At 68.1% G+C, this 17,001-nt stretch carries 17 protein-coding genes and 1 other RNA gene; 9 read left to right on the forward strand and 9 right to left on the reverse strand.

Features of this window, described 5'->3' with window-relative positions; all coding sequences use genetic code 11:
* Positions 1-10: 10 nt before the first annotated feature.
* Complete coding sequence (serC, locus tag CAP38_RS06260) at positions 11-1,102, reverse strand: 3-phosphoserine/phosphohydroxythreonine transaminase (protein WP_086120043.1); 1,092 nt, start codon at positions 1,100-1,102, stop codon at positions 11-13.
* On the reverse strand, positions 1,102-3,744 hold the full coding sequence (gyrA, locus tag CAP38_RS06265) for a DNA gyrase subunit A (RefSeq protein ID WP_086120044.1): 2,643 nt from the start codon (positions 3,742-3,744) through the stop codon (positions 1,102-1,104). The genes serC and gyrA overlap by 1 nt, the downstream gene beginning before the upstream one ends.
* A 263-nt stretch (positions 3,745-4,007) precedes the next feature.
* On the opposite strand from gyrA, the gene ompA reads away from it, so the two are divergent.
* The 6 genes from ompA (at position 4,008) to CAP38_RS06295 (ending at position 9,327) form a co-directional block, all read left to right on the forward strand.
* The gene (ompA, locus tag CAP38_RS06270) at positions 4,008-4,646 is read left to right on the forward strand and encodes an outer membrane protein OmpA (RefSeq protein WP_086120045.1); all 639 of its coding nucleotides are present in this window, start codon (positions 4,008-4,010) and stop codon (positions 4,644-4,646) included.
* 71 nt (positions 4,647-4,717) lie between these two features.
* Positions 4,718-5,425, forward strand: a complete 708-nt coding sequence (gene ubiG / locus CAP38_RS06275; protein ID WP_086120046.1) for a bifunctional 2-polyprenyl-6-hydroxyphenol methylase/3-demethylubiquinol 3-O-methyltransferase UbiG — start codon at positions 4,718-4,720, stop codon at positions 5,423-5,425.
* On the forward strand, positions 5,422-6,093 hold the full coding sequence (locus tag CAP38_RS06280; RefSeq protein ID WP_086120047.1) for an HAD family hydrolase: 672 nt from the start codon (positions 5,422-5,424) through the stop codon (positions 6,091-6,093). The genes ubiG and CAP38_RS06280 overlap by 4 nt, the downstream gene beginning before the upstream one ends.
* 13 nt (positions 6,094-6,106) lie before the next feature.
* Positions 6,107-6,519: a transfer-messenger RNA gene (gene ssrA / locus CAP38_RS06285) on the forward strand.
* A 129-nt stretch (positions 6,520-6,648) separates the two neighbouring features.
* Complete coding sequence (locus CAP38_RS15560) at positions 6,649-8,577, forward strand: methyl-accepting chemotaxis protein (protein WP_086120048.1); 1,929 nt, start codon at positions 6,649-6,651, stop codon at positions 8,575-8,577.
* Positions 8,578-8,613: 36 nt separating this feature from the next.
* The gene (locus tag CAP38_RS06295) at positions 8,614-9,327 is read left to right on the forward strand and encodes an SOS response-associated peptidase (protein ID WP_086120049.1); all 714 of its coding nucleotides are present in this window, start codon (positions 8,614-8,616) and stop codon (positions 9,325-9,327) included.
* Here the strand turns inward: CAP38_RS06295 and CAP38_RS06300 are convergent.
* Complete coding sequence (locus CAP38_RS06300; RefSeq protein WP_086120050.1) at positions 9,286-9,810, reverse strand: DUF962 domain-containing protein; 525 nt, start codon at positions 9,808-9,810, stop codon at positions 9,286-9,288. The two genes, CAP38_RS06295 and CAP38_RS06300, sit on opposite strands and share 42 nt — an antisense overlap.
* Positions 9,811-9,946: 136 nt before the next feature.
* Between CAP38_RS06300 and CAP38_RS06305 the strand changes: the two genes are divergently transcribed.
* Positions 9,947-10,609, forward strand: coding sequence for a Crp/Fnr family transcriptional regulator (locus tag CAP38_RS06305; protein ID WP_256924315.1), 663 nt, complete (start codon positions 9,947-9,949; stop codon positions 10,607-10,609).
* 31 nt (positions 10,610-10,640) lie between these two features.
* Here the strand turns inward: CAP38_RS06305 and CAP38_RS06310 are convergent, their stop codons facing one another.
* Genes CAP38_RS06310 through CAP38_RS06325 form a run of 4 tightly spaced genes read right to left on the reverse strand, consistent with a single transcriptional unit; the run spans position 10,641 to position 13,451 of the window.
* Positions 10,641-11,087: an SRPBCC family protein gene (locus tag CAP38_RS06310; protein WP_086120052.1), complete on the reverse strand. Its 447-nt coding sequence runs from the start codon at positions 11,085-11,087 to the stop codon at positions 10,641-10,643.
* A gap of 27 nt (positions 11,088-11,114) precedes the next feature.
* Positions 11,115-11,945, reverse strand: coding sequence for a LytTR family DNA-binding domain-containing protein (locus CAP38_RS06315; protein WP_086120053.1), 831 nt, complete (start codon positions 11,943-11,945; stop codon positions 11,115-11,117).
* Positions 11,942-13,012 carry a sensor histidine kinase gene (locus tag CAP38_RS06320; protein WP_086120142.1) on the reverse strand — a complete coding sequence of 357 codons (1,071 nt, stop codon included), beginning with the start codon at positions 13,010-13,012 and terminating at the stop codon, positions 11,942-11,944. Before CAP38_RS06320 ends, CAP38_RS06315 begins: the two co-directional genes overlap by 4 nt.
* Before the next feature lie 34 nt (positions 13,013-13,046).
* On the reverse strand, positions 13,047-13,451 hold the full coding sequence (locus tag CAP38_RS06325; protein WP_086120144.1) for a DUF2306 domain-containing protein: 405 nt from the start codon (positions 13,449-13,451) through the stop codon (positions 13,047-13,049).
* A gap of 153 nt (positions 13,452-13,604) precedes the next feature.
* Here CAP38_RS06325 and CAP38_RS06330 point away from each other — a divergent pair, with 153 nt between their 5' ends.
* Complete coding sequence (locus CAP38_RS06330; RefSeq protein ID WP_086121062.1) at positions 13,605-14,336, forward strand: 16S rRNA pseudouridine(516) synthase; 732 nt, start codon at positions 13,605-13,607, stop codon at positions 14,334-14,336.
* Positions 14,337-14,354: 18 nt separating this feature from the next.
* On the opposite strand, the gene CAP38_RS06335 is transcribed toward CAP38_RS06330, so the two are convergent.
* Together CAP38_RS06335 and CAP38_RS06340 are read right to left on the reverse strand one after the other, a co-directional pair.
* Positions 14,355-15,092, reverse strand: coding sequence for a hypothetical protein (locus CAP38_RS06335; protein WP_086120146.1), 738 nt, complete (start codon positions 15,090-15,092; stop codon positions 14,355-14,357).
* Between the two features lie 133 nt (positions 15,093-15,225).
* Entirely contained in the window at positions 15,226-16,029 is an 804-nt protein-coding gene (locus tag CAP38_RS06340; RefSeq protein ID WP_086121063.1) for an alpha/beta fold hydrolase, read from the reverse strand.
* Positions 16,030-16,104: 75 nt separating this feature from the next.
* Between CAP38_RS06340 and CAP38_RS06345 the strand changes: the two genes are divergently transcribed.
* The gene (locus CAP38_RS06345; RefSeq protein ID WP_179188472.1) at positions 16,105-16,983 is read left to right on the forward strand and encodes an EI24 domain-containing protein; all 879 of its coding nucleotides are present in this window, start codon (positions 16,105-16,107) and stop codon (positions 16,981-16,983) included.
* Positions 16,984-17,001 lie beyond the last annotated feature (18 nt).

Raw genomic sequence — 17,001 nt, forward strand, 5'->3', positions numbered from 1 at the left:
TCGGGCTGTCTCAGGCCGCTTGTTGTTCGAATTCGCGCAGGTAGTCCACCAGCGCCCGCACGCCCTCCAGGGGCATGGCGTTGTAGAGGCTGGCGCGCATGCCGCCGACCGACTTGTGGCCCTTGAGCTGCAGCAGGCCACGGGCCTGCGCACCGGCCAGGAAGGCCTCGTTGCGGGATTCGTCGCGCAGGAAGAAGGGGATGTTCATGCGCGAACGCACGGCAGGGTCGACCCGGTTCTCGTACAGCTGCGAGCGGTCGATGCAGTCGTAGAGCAGGCGGGCCTTGGCGATGTTGCGCTGCTCCATCGCCGCCACGCCGCCTTGCCGCTTGAGCCACTGGAAGGTCAGGCCTGCCATGTAGATGCTGTAGGTGGGCGGCGTGTTGTACATGGAGCGGTTGTCGGCCACCGTGCGGTAGTTGAAGGCGCTCGGGCAGATGTCGAGCGCGTGGCCGAGCAGGTCGTCGCGGACCACCACCAGGGTCAGACCGGCCGGGCCCAGGTTCTTCTGGGCACCGCCGAAGGCCAGTCCCACGCGGCTCCAGTCGACCGGACGCGAGGCCACATGGGACGAGAAGTCGATCACCAGCGGGGCGTTGCAGCCCAGCGCCTGGAGGTCCGGCAGTTCGTGGAACTCCACACCGTGGATGGTCTCGTTGCTGCAGATGTGCACATAGCGGGCATCGGCGCGCAGCTGCCAGGTGGCCGGATCGGGGATGCGCGTGTGGCCGTCGGCTTCGCTGCTGGCAGCGGCGCGGGCATCGGCGTAGCGCTTCGCTTCCTTCAGCGACTTCTGGCTCCAGCTGCCGGTCACCACCACGTCCACCGCACCGCCTTGCGACAGGTTCAGCGGCACGATGGCGTTCTCGGCCAGACCACCGCCCTGCATGAACAGGATGTGGTGGCTCTCGGGCACCGCCAGCAGGTCGCGCAGATCGGTCTCGGCCTGCTCGCAGATCGACATGAAGGCCTTGCCGCGGTGGCTCATCTCCATCACGCCCATGCCGGTGCCCTGCCAGTCGAGCATCTCGCGCGCGGCCTGGGCCAGCACCTCTTCCGGCATCACGGCCGGTCCGGCCGAGAAGTTGAACGGCCGCGCCATCACGCTGCGCCGTCGCCGGGTTCCGTGGCGTCGGGTGCTTCGGTGGTGTCGGGCACGTTGGCGTCGTTTTCCACGATGCGCTGCAGACCCGACAGCACCGAGCCTTCGTCGAGCGAGATCAGCGTCACGCCCTGCGTGGCGCGGCCCATCTCGCGGATTTCGGACACCCGGGTGCGCACCAGCACGCCCTTGTCGGTGATCAGCATGATCTCGTCGTCGGCGTGCACCAGCGTGGCGGCCACCACCTTGCCGTTGCGCTCGCTCTGCTGGATGGCGATCATGCCCTTGGTGCCCCGGCCGTGCCGGGTGTACTCGCCGATCGGGGTGCGCTTGCCGTAGCCGTTGACGGTGGCGGTCAGCACGCTCTGCTGCTCGTCCTCGGCCACCAGCATCGCGATCACGCTCTGGCCGTCTTCCAGCGACATGCCGCGCACGCCACGCGCATTGCGGCCCATGGGGCGCACATCGTTCTCGTCGAAGCGCACCGCCTTGCCGCCGTCGGAGAACAGCATCACGTCGTGCTGGCCGTCGGTGAGCGCGGCGCCGATCAGGTAGTCGCCCTCATCCAGGTCGACCGCGATGATGCCGGCCTTGCGCGGGTTGCTGAATTCATCGAGCGCCGTCTTCTTGACCGTGCCCATGGAGGTGGCCATGAACACGTAGCGGTCGGACGGGAAGCTGCGGGCCGCACCGGTGAGCGGCAGCACCACGTTGATCTTTTCGCCGTCCTGCAGCGGGAACATGTTGACGATGGGACGGCCGCGCGAGCCGCGCGAACCCGCCGGCACTTCCCACACCTTGAGCCAGTACAGGCGGCCCCGGTTGGAGAAGCACAGGATGTAGTCGTGCGTGTTGGCAATGAAGAGCTGGTCGATCCAGTCGTCTTCCTTGGTGGCGGTGGCCTGTTTGCCGCGACCGCCGCGCTTTTGCGCCCGGTACTCCGAGAGCGGTTGGCTTTTGATGTAGCCGCTGTGGCTGAGCGTGACCACCATGTCGGTGGGCGTGATCAGGTCTTCGGTGGCCAGGTCCTGGGCGTTGTGCTCGATCTCGCTGCGGCGCGCGCCCAGCTTGGTCTGGCCGAACTCCTGCTTCACCGCGGTGAGTTCGTCGCCGATGATGGTGGACACGCGCTCGGGACGGGCCAGGATGTCGAGCAGGTCGTCGATCTCGCCCATCACGTCCTTGTACTCGGCCACGATCTTGTCCTGCTCCAGACCGGTCAGGCGCTGCAGTCGCATCTGCAGGATTTCCTGGGCCTGGGTTTCCGAGAGGCGGTACAGGCCGTTGCCCTGCATGCCGAACTCGCGTTCCAGGCCCTCGGGCCGGTAGTCGTCGGCGTTCACCGTGCCGCCGTCGGCCTTCGCGCGGGTGAGCATCTCGCGCACCAGCTGGCTGTCCCAGCTGCGGGTCATCAGCTCGGCCTTGGCCACCGGCGGGGTGGGGCTCTCGCGGATGATCCGGATGAACTCGTCGATGTTGGCCAGCGCCACCGCCAGGCCTTCGAGCACATGGCCGCGCTCGCGCGCCTTGCGCAGGTTGAACACGGTGCGGCGGGTCACCACCTCGCGGCGGTGCTCCAGGAACACCTGGATCAGGTCCTTCAGGTTGCACAGGCGGGGCTGGCCGTCCACCAGGGCCACCATGTTGATGCCGAAGGTGTCCTGCAGCTGCGTCTGCTTGTAGAGGTTGTTGAGCACCACCTCGGGCACTTCGCCGCGCTTGAGCTCGATCACCAGCCGCATGCCCGACTTGTCGGACTCGTCCTGGATGTGGCTGATGCCCTCGATCTTCTTCTCGTGCACCAGCTCGGCAATGCGCTCCTGCAGGGTCTTCTTGTTCACCTGGTAGGGCAGCTCGTCGACGATGATGGCCTGGCGCTGGCCGCGGTCGATGTCCTCGAAATGGCACTTGGCCCGCATGACCACCCGGCCACGGCCGGTGCGGTAGCCGTCCTTCACGCCCGAGATGCCGTAGATGATGCCGGCGGTGGGGAAGTCGGGCGCCGGGATGATCTCCATCAGCTCGTCGATGGAGGCGTCCGGGTTCTTGAGCAGGTGCAGGCAGGCGTCCACCACCTCGTTGAGGTTGTGCGGCGGAATGTTGGTGGCCATGCCCACGGCGATGCCGGCCGATCCGTTGACCAGCAGGTTGGGCAGGCGGCTGGGCAGCACCAGCGGCTCTTTTTCGGAGCCGTCGTAGTTGGGCCCGAAATTGACGGTTTCCTTGTCGATGTCGGCCAGCATCTCGTGGGCGATCTTCGACAGGCGGATCTCGGTGTAGCGCATGGCCGCCGCGTTGTCGCCGTCCACCGAGCCGAAGTTGCCCTGGCCGTCCACCAGCATGTGGCGCAGCGAGAAGTCCTGGGCCATGCGCACGATGGTGTCGTACACCGCCGAGTCGCCGTGCGGGTGGTACTTGCCGATCACGTCGCCCACGATACGGGCCGACTTCTTGTAGGGCCGGTTCCAGTCGTTGTTGAGCTCGTGCATGGCGTACAGCACGCGCCGGTGCACCGGCTTGAGGCCGTCGCGGGCATCGGGCAGCGCCCGACCCACGATCACGCTCATGGCGTAATCCAGATAGCTGCGCCGCATTTCCTCTTCAAGACTGATGGGCAGGGTCTCTTTGGCGAACTGGGACATGGGCGGTCAGTCTCTGGGAGGTTGAAGGCAATCGGCGATTTTAAGGCGCGCTTCCCGGCGGGCTTTCCGTTCCCTGCTGTTGCATCACGACAACGTGACCATCTTCCCGACCGCCGCGCCAGGGCGGGATTCGGGCTGTGGCGACCGCTCAGGGTTAACCCAATGCCGCTTGTGGCACAATGTTCGGAGCGTTCGGACAACCGTCTGTCTGAAACGTCCATTACGTCATCGCAGTCTGTCTGCGGCTTACCTAGAGGAAAACCATGAAAAAACTCAACAAAGTGGCAATGCTGATTGCAACCGCCGCCATGGCAACGGCCGCTGGCGCTCAGACCATCGACAACTGGCGCAACGGCACCGGTGAACTGGTCTGGAAGAACGGCACCAACGAACTGTGCTGGCGCGATGCCTCCTGGACCCCCGCCACCGCCGCCAAGGGCTGCGACGGCGCCATCGTTCCGGCCGCCGCTCCCGCTGCTGCCCCGGCTCCGGCCCCCGCTCCGGCTCCCGCCGCTGCTGCCCCGGCTCCGGCTCCCGCTCCGGCCGCCACCAAGGTGACCTACGCCGCCGACGCCTTCTTCGATTTCGACAAGGCCGTCCTCAAGCCCGAAGGCAAGGCCAAGCTGGACGACCTGGCCAGCAAGGTCGGCAGCATCAACCTGGAAGTCGTGATCGCCGTGGGCCACACCGACTCCACCGGTGCCGCCAAGTACAACCAGGCCCTGTCGGTCCGTCGCGCTGAAGCCGTGAAGGCCTACCTGGTGAGCAAGGGCATCGAGAGCAACCGCATCTACACCGAAGGCAAGGGCCTGACCCAGCCGGTGGCCGACAACGCCACCCGCGAAGGCCGCGCCAAGAACCGCCGCGTTGAAGTCGAAGTCGTCGGCACCCGCAAGAACTGATCGGCCCTCGGCCTGATCAACAAAACCGCGCTCCGGCGCGGTTTTTTTATGCCTCCGCCAATAATCGCCCCATGACCACCCACACCAACGCCGATCCGGCCGAACTGGCCAAATTCTCCGAACTCGCTCACCGCTGGTGGGACCCGGAGAGCGAATTCCGCCCGCTGCACCAGATCAACCCGCTGCGCCTGACCTGGATCGACTCGCTGGTGGGCCTGTCCGGCAAGCGTGTGCTGGATGTGGGATGCGGCGGCGGCATCCTGGCCGATGCCATGGCCCGCCAGGGGGCTGACGTGCTGGGCATCGACCTGTCGGTCAAGGCTTTGCGGGTGGCGCAGCTGCATGCGCTGGAGGCATCCACCCCGCGCGTGGAGTACCGCGAGGTCAGCACCGAGGACCTGGCTGCCGAACAGCCCGGCAGCTTCGATGTGGTGACCTGCATGGAAATGCTGGAGCATGTGCCGGACCCCGCTTCCATCGTTCAGGCCTGTTCGACCCTGGTCAAGCCGGGGGGCTGGGTCTTCTTCTCCACCCTCAACCGCAATCCCAAGTCGTTCCTGTTCGCCATCGTCGGCGCCGAGTACGTGCTCAACCTGCTGCCCAAGGGCACGCACGAATACGCCAAGTTCATCCGCCCCAGCGAGCTGGCTGGCTATGCCCGCCAGGCCGGGCTGGACCTGCAGCACACCAAGGGCATGGAATACAACCCGCTGACCCGCCGTTACTGGCTCAGCGAGGACACCAGCGTGAACTACCTGTTCGCCACCCGCAAGGCATGAGCGGGCTGGCCGAGGTGCAGGCGGTGCTGTTCGACCTGGACGGCACCCTGATCGACAGTGCCCCCGACCTGGGGGGCGCCGCCGACGAGATGCGCATCCGGCGGGGCTGGGATTCGTTGCCGATGGCCGCCTACCGCCCCCACGCCGGTTCGGGCGCCCGGGGCATGCTCCAGGTGGCCTTCGATGTCACCCCGGACCATGCCGACTACGACACCCTGCGGGAGGAGTTCTATGTCGCCTACGAGGCCCGCCTGACCCGCCACACACGGCCTTTCGACGAGGTGCCACCGCTGATCGACGCACTGGAGCAGCGGGGCCTGGCCTGGGGTGTGGTGACCAACAAGGCGCACCGGTTTGCCGATCCGCTGGTGGCCGCCATGCCGCTGCTGCGCCGCGCCGCCACCGTGGTGTGCGGCGACACCACGCCGCATGCCAAGCCGCACCCCGCACCGCTGCTGGAAGCGGCCCTCCGGCTGGGCGTGGCGCCGCAGCGCTGCATCTACGTGGGCGACGACGAACGGGACATGCTGGCCGGCCGCAGCGCCGGCATGAAGACCCTGGCCGCCTGCTACGGCTACCTCGGACCACAGGCCACCACCGACCACTGGCCAGCCGACGCCCGCATTCTTTCTCCGCTGCAGGTCTTGAAATACCTGCAACTGCCTTAAACTGCTCAGTCTTGGGGCTGCACTGGTTTCGACGTGGGTTCGGACACGCAGCAGGGCATGTCGAGGTTCTGTCACCTCGTAAATCAGCAGAAAAAAACTAACTGCAAACGAAGCAGCAAACGATTCCGTTTACACCAAGTACAAACTGGCGTAAGCGGATCGTATCCGGGGACTAACCTCTCCGGTCCTTGCAGCAGCTCGTCGATGGGCTGTGCCGAGGGCCGCAAGGCCTGAAGCCGCAAGGTCATTCACATCGACTGGACTTGCATCGTGCTCCTTGATGCAGGTCGAGATCCAAGGGGGCTGGCCGATTCCACAGCGTGCCGCTGTGCGGTGGAACCGGCGAGATCAAACCAGACGGCTACACATGTAGAACTGCGCGGAAAAGGCTTGCGGACGGGGGTTCGAATCCCCCCAGCTCCACCACCATCCCGAATCCCGACCCTCACCCGGTCGGGATTTTTTTTCTTCTGCCCAGGTCCGTCCCGCGTTTCAGCGACACGGGCGGCTGCCGATAAACCCCATGGATCCATTCAACGGGAAGAGGGGTTTTTCATGCAGAGCTGGCTCGGCAATGTGCGCCTGGCGCACAAATTCCTTCTGATCGGCGTCATCGCGCTGGTCATGGCAGCACTGCCCACGGCCATGGCCGTGCGGGCCGAGCTGGTGGTCTGGCGGGCCGCCAACAGCGAGACCCAGGGCATTCCCTCCGCGGGGGCCGCCCTGAAGCTGCTGCAGCTCACCCAGCAGCACCGGGGGCTGTCGGCCAACTTTCTGGGCGGCAACGATTCGGTCAAGGACACACGCGCACAGCGCCAGACCGATGTCGATGCTGCCTTTGCCCGCCTGGGCGATGCCCTGGCCCCGCTGAAGACCCCCGCCCTGGAGAGCCGCCACCGCGAACTCGCAGATCAATGGAAGGCACTGGCAGCCGACGTCTCGGCCAAGGCTATTCCGGGGCCGCAGAGCTTTGCGCGGCACACCGCACTGATTGCCGCCATGCTGGCCCTGATCGAAGAGATCAACGACACCGCAGGCCTGAGCCTGGACCCGAATGCCCACACCTACTTCCTGATCCAGTCGGTGCTGGTGCACATGCCCCGCCTGACCGAGTCGCTGGGGCAGGCGCGCGCCCAGGGATCTCTGGTGCTGGCGCGGCGCGAACTGGGTGCCGATCAACGATCCAACCTGTCCGCGCTGGCCAACATCTCGCGCTCGCACATGGCGCAAGCCCGGCGAAGCCTGGAGAAGGCCGTGGCAGCCGAATCACGGCTGGGTGCAGCCATCAATGCCAAGGCGGGTGCCGCCTGGACCGCTGCGGATGCGGCCGTGGCACTGGTCGACCAGGAAATCCTGAAAGCGGAAGCGTTGTCCATGGCGCCCAACGCATTCTTCGCGGCCACCACCGCTCAGATCGATGCGCAATTTGCCCTGATCGACGAGGCCTTCAAGGTGCTGGCCGATGAACTCGCGGCCGAAGCAGCCGGCGCCATGCAGCGGCTGATCCGGCTGGGCGTCGGCATCGGCGTCATGGTGGCGCTGGGGGCTCTGGTCATGCTGGCGATTGCCCGGCAGACCACCCGCGCCATCGCCCAGGCCGTGACGGTGGCCCAGACCGTGGCCGCCGGAGACCTCACCTCACAGATCGAGGTCCGCAGCACCGACGAGACGGGGCAACTGCTGACCGCGCTGCGTGCGATGAACCAGAGCCTGGTGACCATGGTGTCGTCGGTTCGCCAGAGCAGCGAGAGCATCGCCACCGGCAGCGCCCAGATCGCCTCCGGCAATGCCGACCTGTCGTCCCGCACCGAAATGCAGGCCAGCAACCTCGAAGAAACCGCCGCCAGCATGGAAGAGATCACCTCGACCGTGCAGCAGAACGCCGAGACCTCGCGCGAAGCCGCTCGCATCGCCCGAGAGGCCAAGCGGGCTGCCGAAGAAGGTGGTCAGGTGGTGGGCCGCGTGGTCCAGACCATGCACGGCATCAATGACAGCAGCCGCCGCATCAGCGACATCATCGGTGTCATCGACGGCATTGCCTTCCAGACCAACATACTGGCGCTGAACGCGGCCGTGGAAGCCGCCCGTGCGGGCGAACAGGGCCGCGGGTTTGCCGTGGTGGCCGGCGAGGTGCGCAACCTGGCCCAGCGCAGCGCGCAGGCCGCCAAGGAGATCAAGGGCCTGATCGGCGAGAGTGTGGAGCGGGTCGAATCGGGCACCGGGCTGGTCGCCCAGGCCGGCCAGAGCGTGGGTCAGATCGTCGAGCAGGTGGCCCGCGTGTCCCAGCTCATCGAGGGCATCACCCTGGCCAGCCAGGAGCAGGCCGACGGCATTGCCCAGGTGGGGCATGCCGTGTCCCAGCTCGACCAGGTCACGCAGCAGAACGCCTCGCTGGTGGAGGAGGGCGCCGCCGCCGCCGACAGCCTGCGCAGCCAGTCGCAGCAGCTGGCCGACCTGGTGGGCGCGTTCCGGCTGCGCGGCTGATCAGGGCACGGCAACGCAGGGCCTACCATCGGGCCCATGAGCTCCCAATACGAATGCCTGCGCCCCGCCCACCTGTACCGGGAGATCTTCGACGTCGACCCGCCCGAGGACGCCACGGTGGGTCCGCAGGTCTGGCCCCGCCGGCCGGGTGTGTTCATCCGCAAGCGGGCGGAGCCTGATGCGGTTGAAGGGGCCGTGGTGCGAGAGCGGGTCGTCGGCCAGTTCGGCCTGGTGCCGCCGTGGGTGAAGTCCGCGTCCGACGCCAGGCTGCGGTCCACCAAGCTGGTCAATGCCTTCGCCGACACCGCCAGCACTTCCAACAACTTTCGCGCGGCCTGGCTGGGTGCACAGCGCTGCATCGTGCCCCTGATGGCGTTCCAGGTGGACGACTGGCGCAACGGCAAGGCCCTGCCCACGCGCGTGGCCCGGGTGGACGGCCAGCCCATGGGCGTGGCCGGGCTGTGGGAGCGCTGGGCCGGTGCCGATGGCGAGGTCATCGTCAGCTTCTGCCTGCTCACGGTCAACGCCAACAGCCACTCGCTGATGCGCCGCTACGGTCCCCCGGGCAGCGAAAAACGCATGCCGGCCATCCTGAACGAAGGTGGCTATGGTGCCTGGCTGAACGCCGCCCTGCCGGAGAAAGCGCGTGAGTTCATGCGGGCGTACCCGGCCGAAGGGCTCACGGCCAACCCGATCGAAAAGCAGCGGTCAGGCCGCCTGCCGGGTGCCACGGTGGCGCACCGGCCCTGATCGCGCCTCGATTTCTCGCTGCAGGCCCTGCAGGAGCCCCACCGCGAACAGCGCCTCGGTCACCACGAACAGCGGACCGATGATCAGGCCCATCAGGTCGTCGACGAATGCGGGCTTGCGGCCCTCCCAGAAATGGCCGACGAACTGGAACACCCAGCCCACCACGAAGCCGCCGATCCCGATGGTCAGCCAGGCCGCGCCGGACAGCTGGGCCGCCCACGCACCGAACCAGGCGCACAGCGCCAGCAGCGCCGTCATCACCGCACCCAGCCCGGGACTGAGCCGGAGGTAATAGGCCGACGCGGCGATCACGGCGACGACGGCGGGCGATGCCGCCAGGCCGCCCACCGGGAAGGCCGGTCGGGAGAGCAGCACCGTGATCGCCAGCACGATCAGCGGAATGCCGACGAAATGGGTCGCGATGTTGCGGGGGTCGCGGTGGTAGGCCGCGTAGTTCGAGAGTTGATCCACCAGGCTCTTCATCGTGTCTCCAGTGCGAAAGCGCCGATTGTTTGCGCCGGCACAGAATGTCTACTGTCGGGCCGACGACACAAGCGCGTCACCCGCTCCGAAAGGGCTGAAACACATGGTCTGCCGTGATGACTGGCATCGGATTGCGATGGCGGGCAGCTGGTTCGCCGGACTGCCTGCGACCTTCGCCGACGCATTGCTCACCCAGGCGGAGCCGATGTCGCTGGCGGCGGGACAGCGGCTGTTCGCACGCGGCGAGGCGCCGGATGGCCTGTACGGCGTCCTGCGCGGGGTGATCCGCGTGACCGCGATCACCGCGTCCGGCCAGGAGGCCCTGCTGGCGATGCTGGAGCCGCCCCAGTGGTTCGGCGAGATCGCGGTCTTCGATGGCGCGCCGCGCACCCACGATGCCTGGGCGCAGGAGGATTGCGAACTCCTGCGCATACCGCAGGCCACCTTGCTGGCCGAACTCGCCGAGCGGCCACAGCACTGGCGGGATCTCGGGCTGCTCATGACCCAGAAGCTGCGCCTGACGTTTGCCAGCGTCGAGGAGCTGGCCCTGCTGCCACCCACCCGCCGGGTGGCGGGCCGCCTGCTGCTGATGGCCGAGGGCTACGGCACATGGGCAGGGCGCAGCAAACGGGTGCTGCAGGTCTCGCAGGAGCAGCTCGGTCTGATGCTGGCGCTGTCCCGGCAAACGGTGAACCAGTCGCTGCGCGAGCTGGAAACGCGCGGCTGCATCCAGCGCAACCGCGCCTCCATCGAGCTGCTCGACGCGCAGCGGCTTCGCTGCGCCCGCGATGGCCTCTGAGCATCGGCGTCCCTGCCCGGAACGCCGATCCTCACCCCCCCGGTATCTCCGGTTCCACCAGCCGCGCCAGCAGTTCCAGTGACTGCTGCCAGCCCACGATGCAGCTGTCCGGGGGCAGGGCATCGGGCAGGCCGGCCTGTTCGATGTTCAGTTCGGTGCCGCTGCCCACTGCCTTGAACAGGGTGGTGGTGACCAGCTCGCCGGGCAGGTCCGGGCTGTCGAAGCGGTCGGTGGCCACGATCTTCTCGTTGGGCACCAGCTCGCGGAACTCGCCGCCGAAGCTGTGGGTCTGGCCTGCGCTGAAGTTGGTGAACGACATGCGGAAGCGGCCGCCCGGGCGGGCGTCCAGCTCATGCACCGTGGCGGTGAAGCCGTCGGGTGCGTTCCACTTGGCCAGCGCAGCGGCGTCGATGAAGGCACGGAAGACCCGCTCGGGCGGAGCGCGCAGCACGCGCTGGAAGCGCAGGGTGTAGGGCATGGTGGTCTCCTTTCGGGGAAAAGGCCGTCACAGCGGCCGCAGGCGGTGTTCGTGCAGCCGGCTCACCGGCCAGCGTTCGGGCCGGCCGCGCAGGCGCAGGCTGAGCTTGCCGTTGTCGCCCCGCACCGCTTCCGCGATGGCCTGGGCGCGCACGACGGTGCCACGGTGAATCTGCCAGAACTCGTCGGGGTTCAGGCGCGGCAGCAGGTCTTTCAGGGGTGTGCGCAGCAGCAGCTCGGCGTCGGCCGTGAGCACGCGCACGTACTTGTCGGCGGCCTCGAATGCCAGCACCTGCTCCACAGGCACCACGCGCACCGTGGCGCCCACGCTCGCGGTGATCAGCCGCAGCGGTTCGGCCCCCGGGGATGCGGTGGCGGGCAGCGCGGTGCCGCCAGGTTCCAGCAGCTGGTGCAGCCGGCCCAGCAGGGCGTGCAGCTGCTGTTCGCCGGCCTCAGGGTGGCCGGTGACGGCGGGCCGGTCCAGGTGCTGGCGGATGCGCTCCAGCGTGCGTTCCAGCCGCTCGGGCCGCACCGGCTTGAGCAGGTAGTCGATGGCCTGTGCCTCGAAGGCCTGCACCGCGTACTGGTCGTAGGCGGTGACGAAGACCAGGGCCGGGAAGGGCAGGCCCGGGGGCCAGTGTTCGGCGATGTCGGCGGCGGCCTCCAGGCCGCTCTGGCCCGGCATGCGGATGTCCAGGAACAGCACCTGCGGCCGGGCCCGGAGTGCCGCCTGCACGGCGCTGTGTCCGTCGGCCACCACCGGCAGCAGGGAGAGCGCGGGCCAGCTGCGCTGCAGCTCGGAGCACAGCGCCTGGGCGAGCAGCGGCTCGTCTTCGGCAATCAGGGCGGTCGGGCTCATGCGGCGCGGGCGGTGGTGTCGGCGTGGGCGGTGGACAGGGGCAGGCGCAGGGTGACGCGGGTGCCTTCGCCGGGGCGGCTGTGCCAGTCGCAGTGTGCCGCAGCACCGTGGGCGCTGGCCAGCCTTTCACGCACCTGGGCCAGACCGAAACCGCTGCCCGCGCCCGGCCCGTCCGCGCCGATGCCGTTGTCCTGCACCACCAGCTGCAGGGCGCCATCCACCTCGCGGGCCGTCACGGCCACGTGCCCGCCGGCCACCGAGGGTTCCAGTCCGTGGCGGATGGCGTTTTCCACCAGGGGCTGCAGCAGCAAGGCGGGAACGGGATGGTGCCGCAGGTCGGGCGGCAGGTCCAGGGAGTGGGTCAGGCGCGGGCCCATGCGCACCGCCATGATCGCCAGGTAGTCGGCCAGTCGAGCGAACTCGTGGGCCAGTGTGTGGTGACCGGGCCCGCTGCGGCTGGCCTGCAGGGTGGCCCGCAGAAAGCTGTCGAACCGGTCCAGCATGGCCAGGGCACGCGTCGGGTCGGAGCCGATGAGGGCCCGCAGGTTGGCCAGCGTGTTGAACAGCATGTGCGGTTCCAGCTGCGACTCGAGCAGCCGCAGCCGAGCCTCGGTGGCCTGGCGACGGGCCGCTTCCGAGGCCTGCCGGGCCATGGCCAGCTGCTCGCGGCTGGTGATCACATAGGTGGTGATGCCGGCCGCCACCAGCGACACCGCCATGATCTGCAAGGTGGTGGTGGGCAACCCTTGAAGGCCATCCAGCACCGGTCGCCCCATCAACACGTTGGCCAGCATGCAGCCGACGCTGTAGCCGGCCACCACGCCGGTCATCACCAGCAGCGCCATGCGCGAGCCGGTGAGCTGACCGCGCGGGTGGAACACGAACCGGCCACCGTCGATCCAGATCCAGATCAGCAGGCCGATGCACTGGGCGTAGACCCAGTTGATCCACAGGGTTTCGTGGCCCGACAGCGCCAGCAGCACGGCGACGGTGGTGTTGGTCGCCAAGGTGATGCCGAAGCGGCGTCCGACACTCACGCCCAGGGGAGACAGACCGAAAAGGCTCATGCCCGAGTATGGTGCGAAAGCCCGGTGGTCGGCCTCAGGCCACCAGGCTGCGCACCCAGTCGCCGAGCAGGCGCCCCGGCATCAGGGTGAAGGCACCGGCGATCAGGCAGGCGCCCACATAGGTCCTGAGCATGGTCGCCCGGTGGGCCTGCACCCGACCCTGCACCATGTAGCGCAGGGCCAGCACCAGCATGCCCAGCACCAGGGGAATCAGCAGGTGGATCGGCCCGAAGCCGGCAATGTTCGGCAGCCGCGCCGCCGGGATGAACAGGGCCGAGACCGCGGTCATCACCATCAACATGACCCAGGCGTACCCGGCGGCCCGGTGCAGGCGGGCCTGTTCCTTTCCGCTGCGGCGCGACCACAGCGCCAGCGGGCCGATGGCGACCGCCGACAGCGCTGCCGCTGTGTGGATGGCAATCACGGGAGTGAACGACATGGCAGTACCTCCTGGAAATGGGCGTACTGTCGCGGACCGCCGGGCGCCCGACCACCGGGGTGCGACGGAGCGACGCCCGCCGGGAGCGAAACGACACCGTCTTTCGCCAGCCGCGGCGCACGCCCGCGGGCAGGCACAATCCCGCCCACCATGATGGCGTTGCAGGACATTCTTTTTTCGCAGGGCTTCGGCACGCGCCGGGTCTGCTTCGGGCTGGTGCAGATGGGCCATGTGGCGGTGGGTGACCAGGGGACGGTGTGCACCGATCCCCTGCAGTGCTTCGACACCGACGGTCTGCAGTTCTGGGTGCAGGGGCAGGCCTGGGCTTTCCACGACCGGGCCTATCTGATGCTGCACAAGCCGGCCGGCTACGAGTGTTCGCACAAGCCGGGAGCCCATCCCAGCATCTACACGCTGCTGCCCGGTCCGCTGCGGGAGCGGGGAGGCGGTGCATCGGCGGGGGTTCAGGCGGTGGGCCGGCTCGACCAGGACACCACCGGACTGCTGCTGCTGTCGGACGACGGCAAGTTCATCCACCGCATGACCTCGCCGCGCCACCATGTGCCCAAGGTGTACGAGGTCACCCTCAAGCACGCGGGCGATGCGACGCTGGTGAGCCGGCTGCTGGCCGGCGTGGTGCTGGAGGACGACCCGAAACCCGTCAAGGCAGCGGCCTGTGCGCTGGTGGCACCGACCCACCTGCAGCTCACCCTGACCGAGGGCAAGTACCACCAGGTCAAGCGCATGGTGGCGGCAGCCGGCAACCGGGTGGAGGGATTGCACCGCTCGCGCATCGGCCGGATCGATCTGCCGGGCGCGCTGGCGCCGGGCCAGTGGCGCTGGTTGACGGCCGAGGAAGTCGCCTCGCTGACCGCCAAGGCCTGACGCGACGCGGGCGCGGGCTTAAAGCAGGTCACCGCGCCGGCTGTCCAGCGGCGCGAGGAAGGAGTTGTCCTGCCACTGCGACGGCAGGTCGCTGCGCGGCTCGCCGGCCTGGCTGCTGGGCCAGTTGCTCAAGGGACCGAAGTCGCTGTGGCCGCGCGAGGTGCGCTGGCGGTGGATGGCGGTGCGCAGGCTGTTCTGGGCCGCGATGATGGCCCGCTCTTCCATCTCGCGTTCGCGCATGGCCTGGCTCATCGGCGACTCGCCCAGGAACTCGCCCCGGATCTCGGCCACCGTGGGCAGGCCGTTGGAGCGCACCACCCAGTACGGCACATGGCACTGGCTCAGCAGCGAATGCTTGACGGCCCGCGTGCTGCGCGGGATGCCGGCGGTGCCGGGGACGTCCACGCACCCGACCACACGGCCGTCGGCGCGGCAGATGGTGAAGGTGCAGTACACCCCGCCCAGCAGCTTGTACCAGTCCATGCTTTCCTGCTTCTCCCGGGGCAGGGTGAAGCGGGTGACCGGCATCTTGATCATGATGTGGTGGTCGTAGAAGGCACGGGCCAGCCAGTGCCACACCCGGGCTTCCTCGCTGTTGACGACCGAACGCAGGCCCAGCGGCCAGTGATCCGGCAGTTTCCGCCGCGCGCGGGTGCTGCGGGCGGTCCAGACCCGCTGCAGCCACGCGCCGAGCACTGCCACGACGGGCAGCAGCACGGCGAGCAGCCATGGCGAGGTCCAGGAAAGGGTGTTCATGGGGGGATGGGCGGTCGATCTGTATCAAAGTGTATTGAGAACCGCCTGCCGCAGCCCCTGGCTTCAACCGACTTGAGCCAAAAAGCACGCCTTTGTGTGAATTTTGTTGAAAAAGCACCCTGAAAGTGACGTTTTACGGGAACGGCGCCAGGAATGCGGCCACGGCCCGGGTGAGCGCTTCCGGGTGATCCCGGTGCGGACTGTGGCCGCAGTGGTCGATTTCCAGCGTCATGGCATGCGGCACGGCCCGTTCAATGGCCCGCAGCTGCTCCAGCGTGCCGTACTCGTCCTGCCGGCCCTGCACCAGCATCAACGGGGTGGCGATGCCGGCGCATTCGTCCCGGATGTCGAAACGGCGGAAGGCATCGCTCAGCCACACGTCGTTCCACTGCCAGAAGGCGTTGTCCACATCGGCATGGTGGCGCGCCAGCCGGTCGCGCAGGGTGCTGTCATAGGCGTCCCGGGCGGTGCTGATGGCCTGGATGGCGATGTCCTCCACGAACACATGGGGCGCCATCACCACGGTGGCGGTCACGGCATGCCGGGCGGCATGGATCAGCGCGATGGTGGCGCCGTCGGAGTGGCCGATCAGCACCGGCCGTTGCACACCCAGCGCGTCCAGCAGGGCCGGCAGCACGTCCAGCGCCTCGCGGTGCATGTAGTCGGGTTCGTGCCGGCCGATGTGCCAGAACCCGTCCATCCGTCCCGGCCCTCGCCCGTCGGCCACGGGGTCCGACTGGCCGTAGCCCCGTCGCGAGTACACCCAGCCGCTGCGACCGGTGGCGGCACACAGGTCGGCCGGCCAGGACCGGCCGCGCTGGCGCCACAGCGACACGCTGCCCAGTCCTTCGTGCAGGAACACCAGCGGTGCGCGGTCGGTCGGTCCCGGAATCCGTTCCACCTCCAGGCCGACCCCATGGATGTCGATGCGGGGCATGGCGCCCATGCTAGGGGCCAGGGCGCCCGGCGCGCTGTCGCCTGTGTTGAAGAGGCGCGTTGTATTCTTCGCGGCATGTCGTTGATGTTCGATGCCTTCTGGCGCGCCGTGGCCTACTGCGTGCACCCCCGTGTGATCGGCCTGTCCATCCTGCCGCTGGTGCTGATGGTGGTGCTGTCGTTCGGTCTGGGTTATTTCTTCTGGGAGCCGGCCGTGGCGGGTGTCACGGCCTGGTTCGAGGCCTTCGAGCTGGTGCAGGCCTTCCTGTCCTGGCTGGACCGGATGGGGCTGGGCACCCTGCGCACCGTGTTCGCGCCGCTCGTGGTGCTGGTGCTGGCCACCCCGGCCATCGTGGTGCTGTGCCTGCTGCTGGTGTCGCTGTTCATGACGCCGGCCATGGTCGATCTGGTGGCCCGGCGACGTTTCGGCGCGCTGGAGCGGCGCCACGGCGGCTCCATGCTGGCCAGTGTGCTGTGGTCCACCGGCTCCACCGCCCTGGCGCTGGTGGCGCTGGTGCTGTCGGTGCCGGCCTGGTTCATTCCGCCCCTGGTGCTGATCCTGCCGCCCCTCATCTGGGGCTGGCTCACCTACCGCGTGTTCACCTACGACGCACTGTCGGAACACGCCACGGCCGAGGAGCGCCGGACCCTCATGCGACGGCACCGCAGCTCGTTGCTGGTGATGGGCGTGCTCAGCGGCTACGTGGGCGCGGCGCCCAGCCTGCTGTGGGCGTCCGGGGCCATGTTCATCGCGCTGGCACCGCTGCTCGTGCCCATTGCCATCTGGGTCTACACCCTGGTGTTCGCTTTTGCGTCGCTGTGGTTTGCCCACTATTGCCTGGCGGCGCTGGAGCGTCTGCGCCAGGAGCCGCTGGTGGTGCCCGTGGAGGTGGTCGATACCCCCGCAGCCTCGCCGGCGGCGTCCGATCCGCCGCCGCTGCCACCCCCGCTCTGACCGTTCTTCACACGACCC

It is taken from the genome of Hydrogenophaga sp. IBVHS2 (assembly GCF_002127215.1).
Taxonomy (GTDB): Bacteria; Pseudomonadota; Gammaproteobacteria; order Burkholderiales; family Burkholderiaceae_C; genus Hydrogenophaga.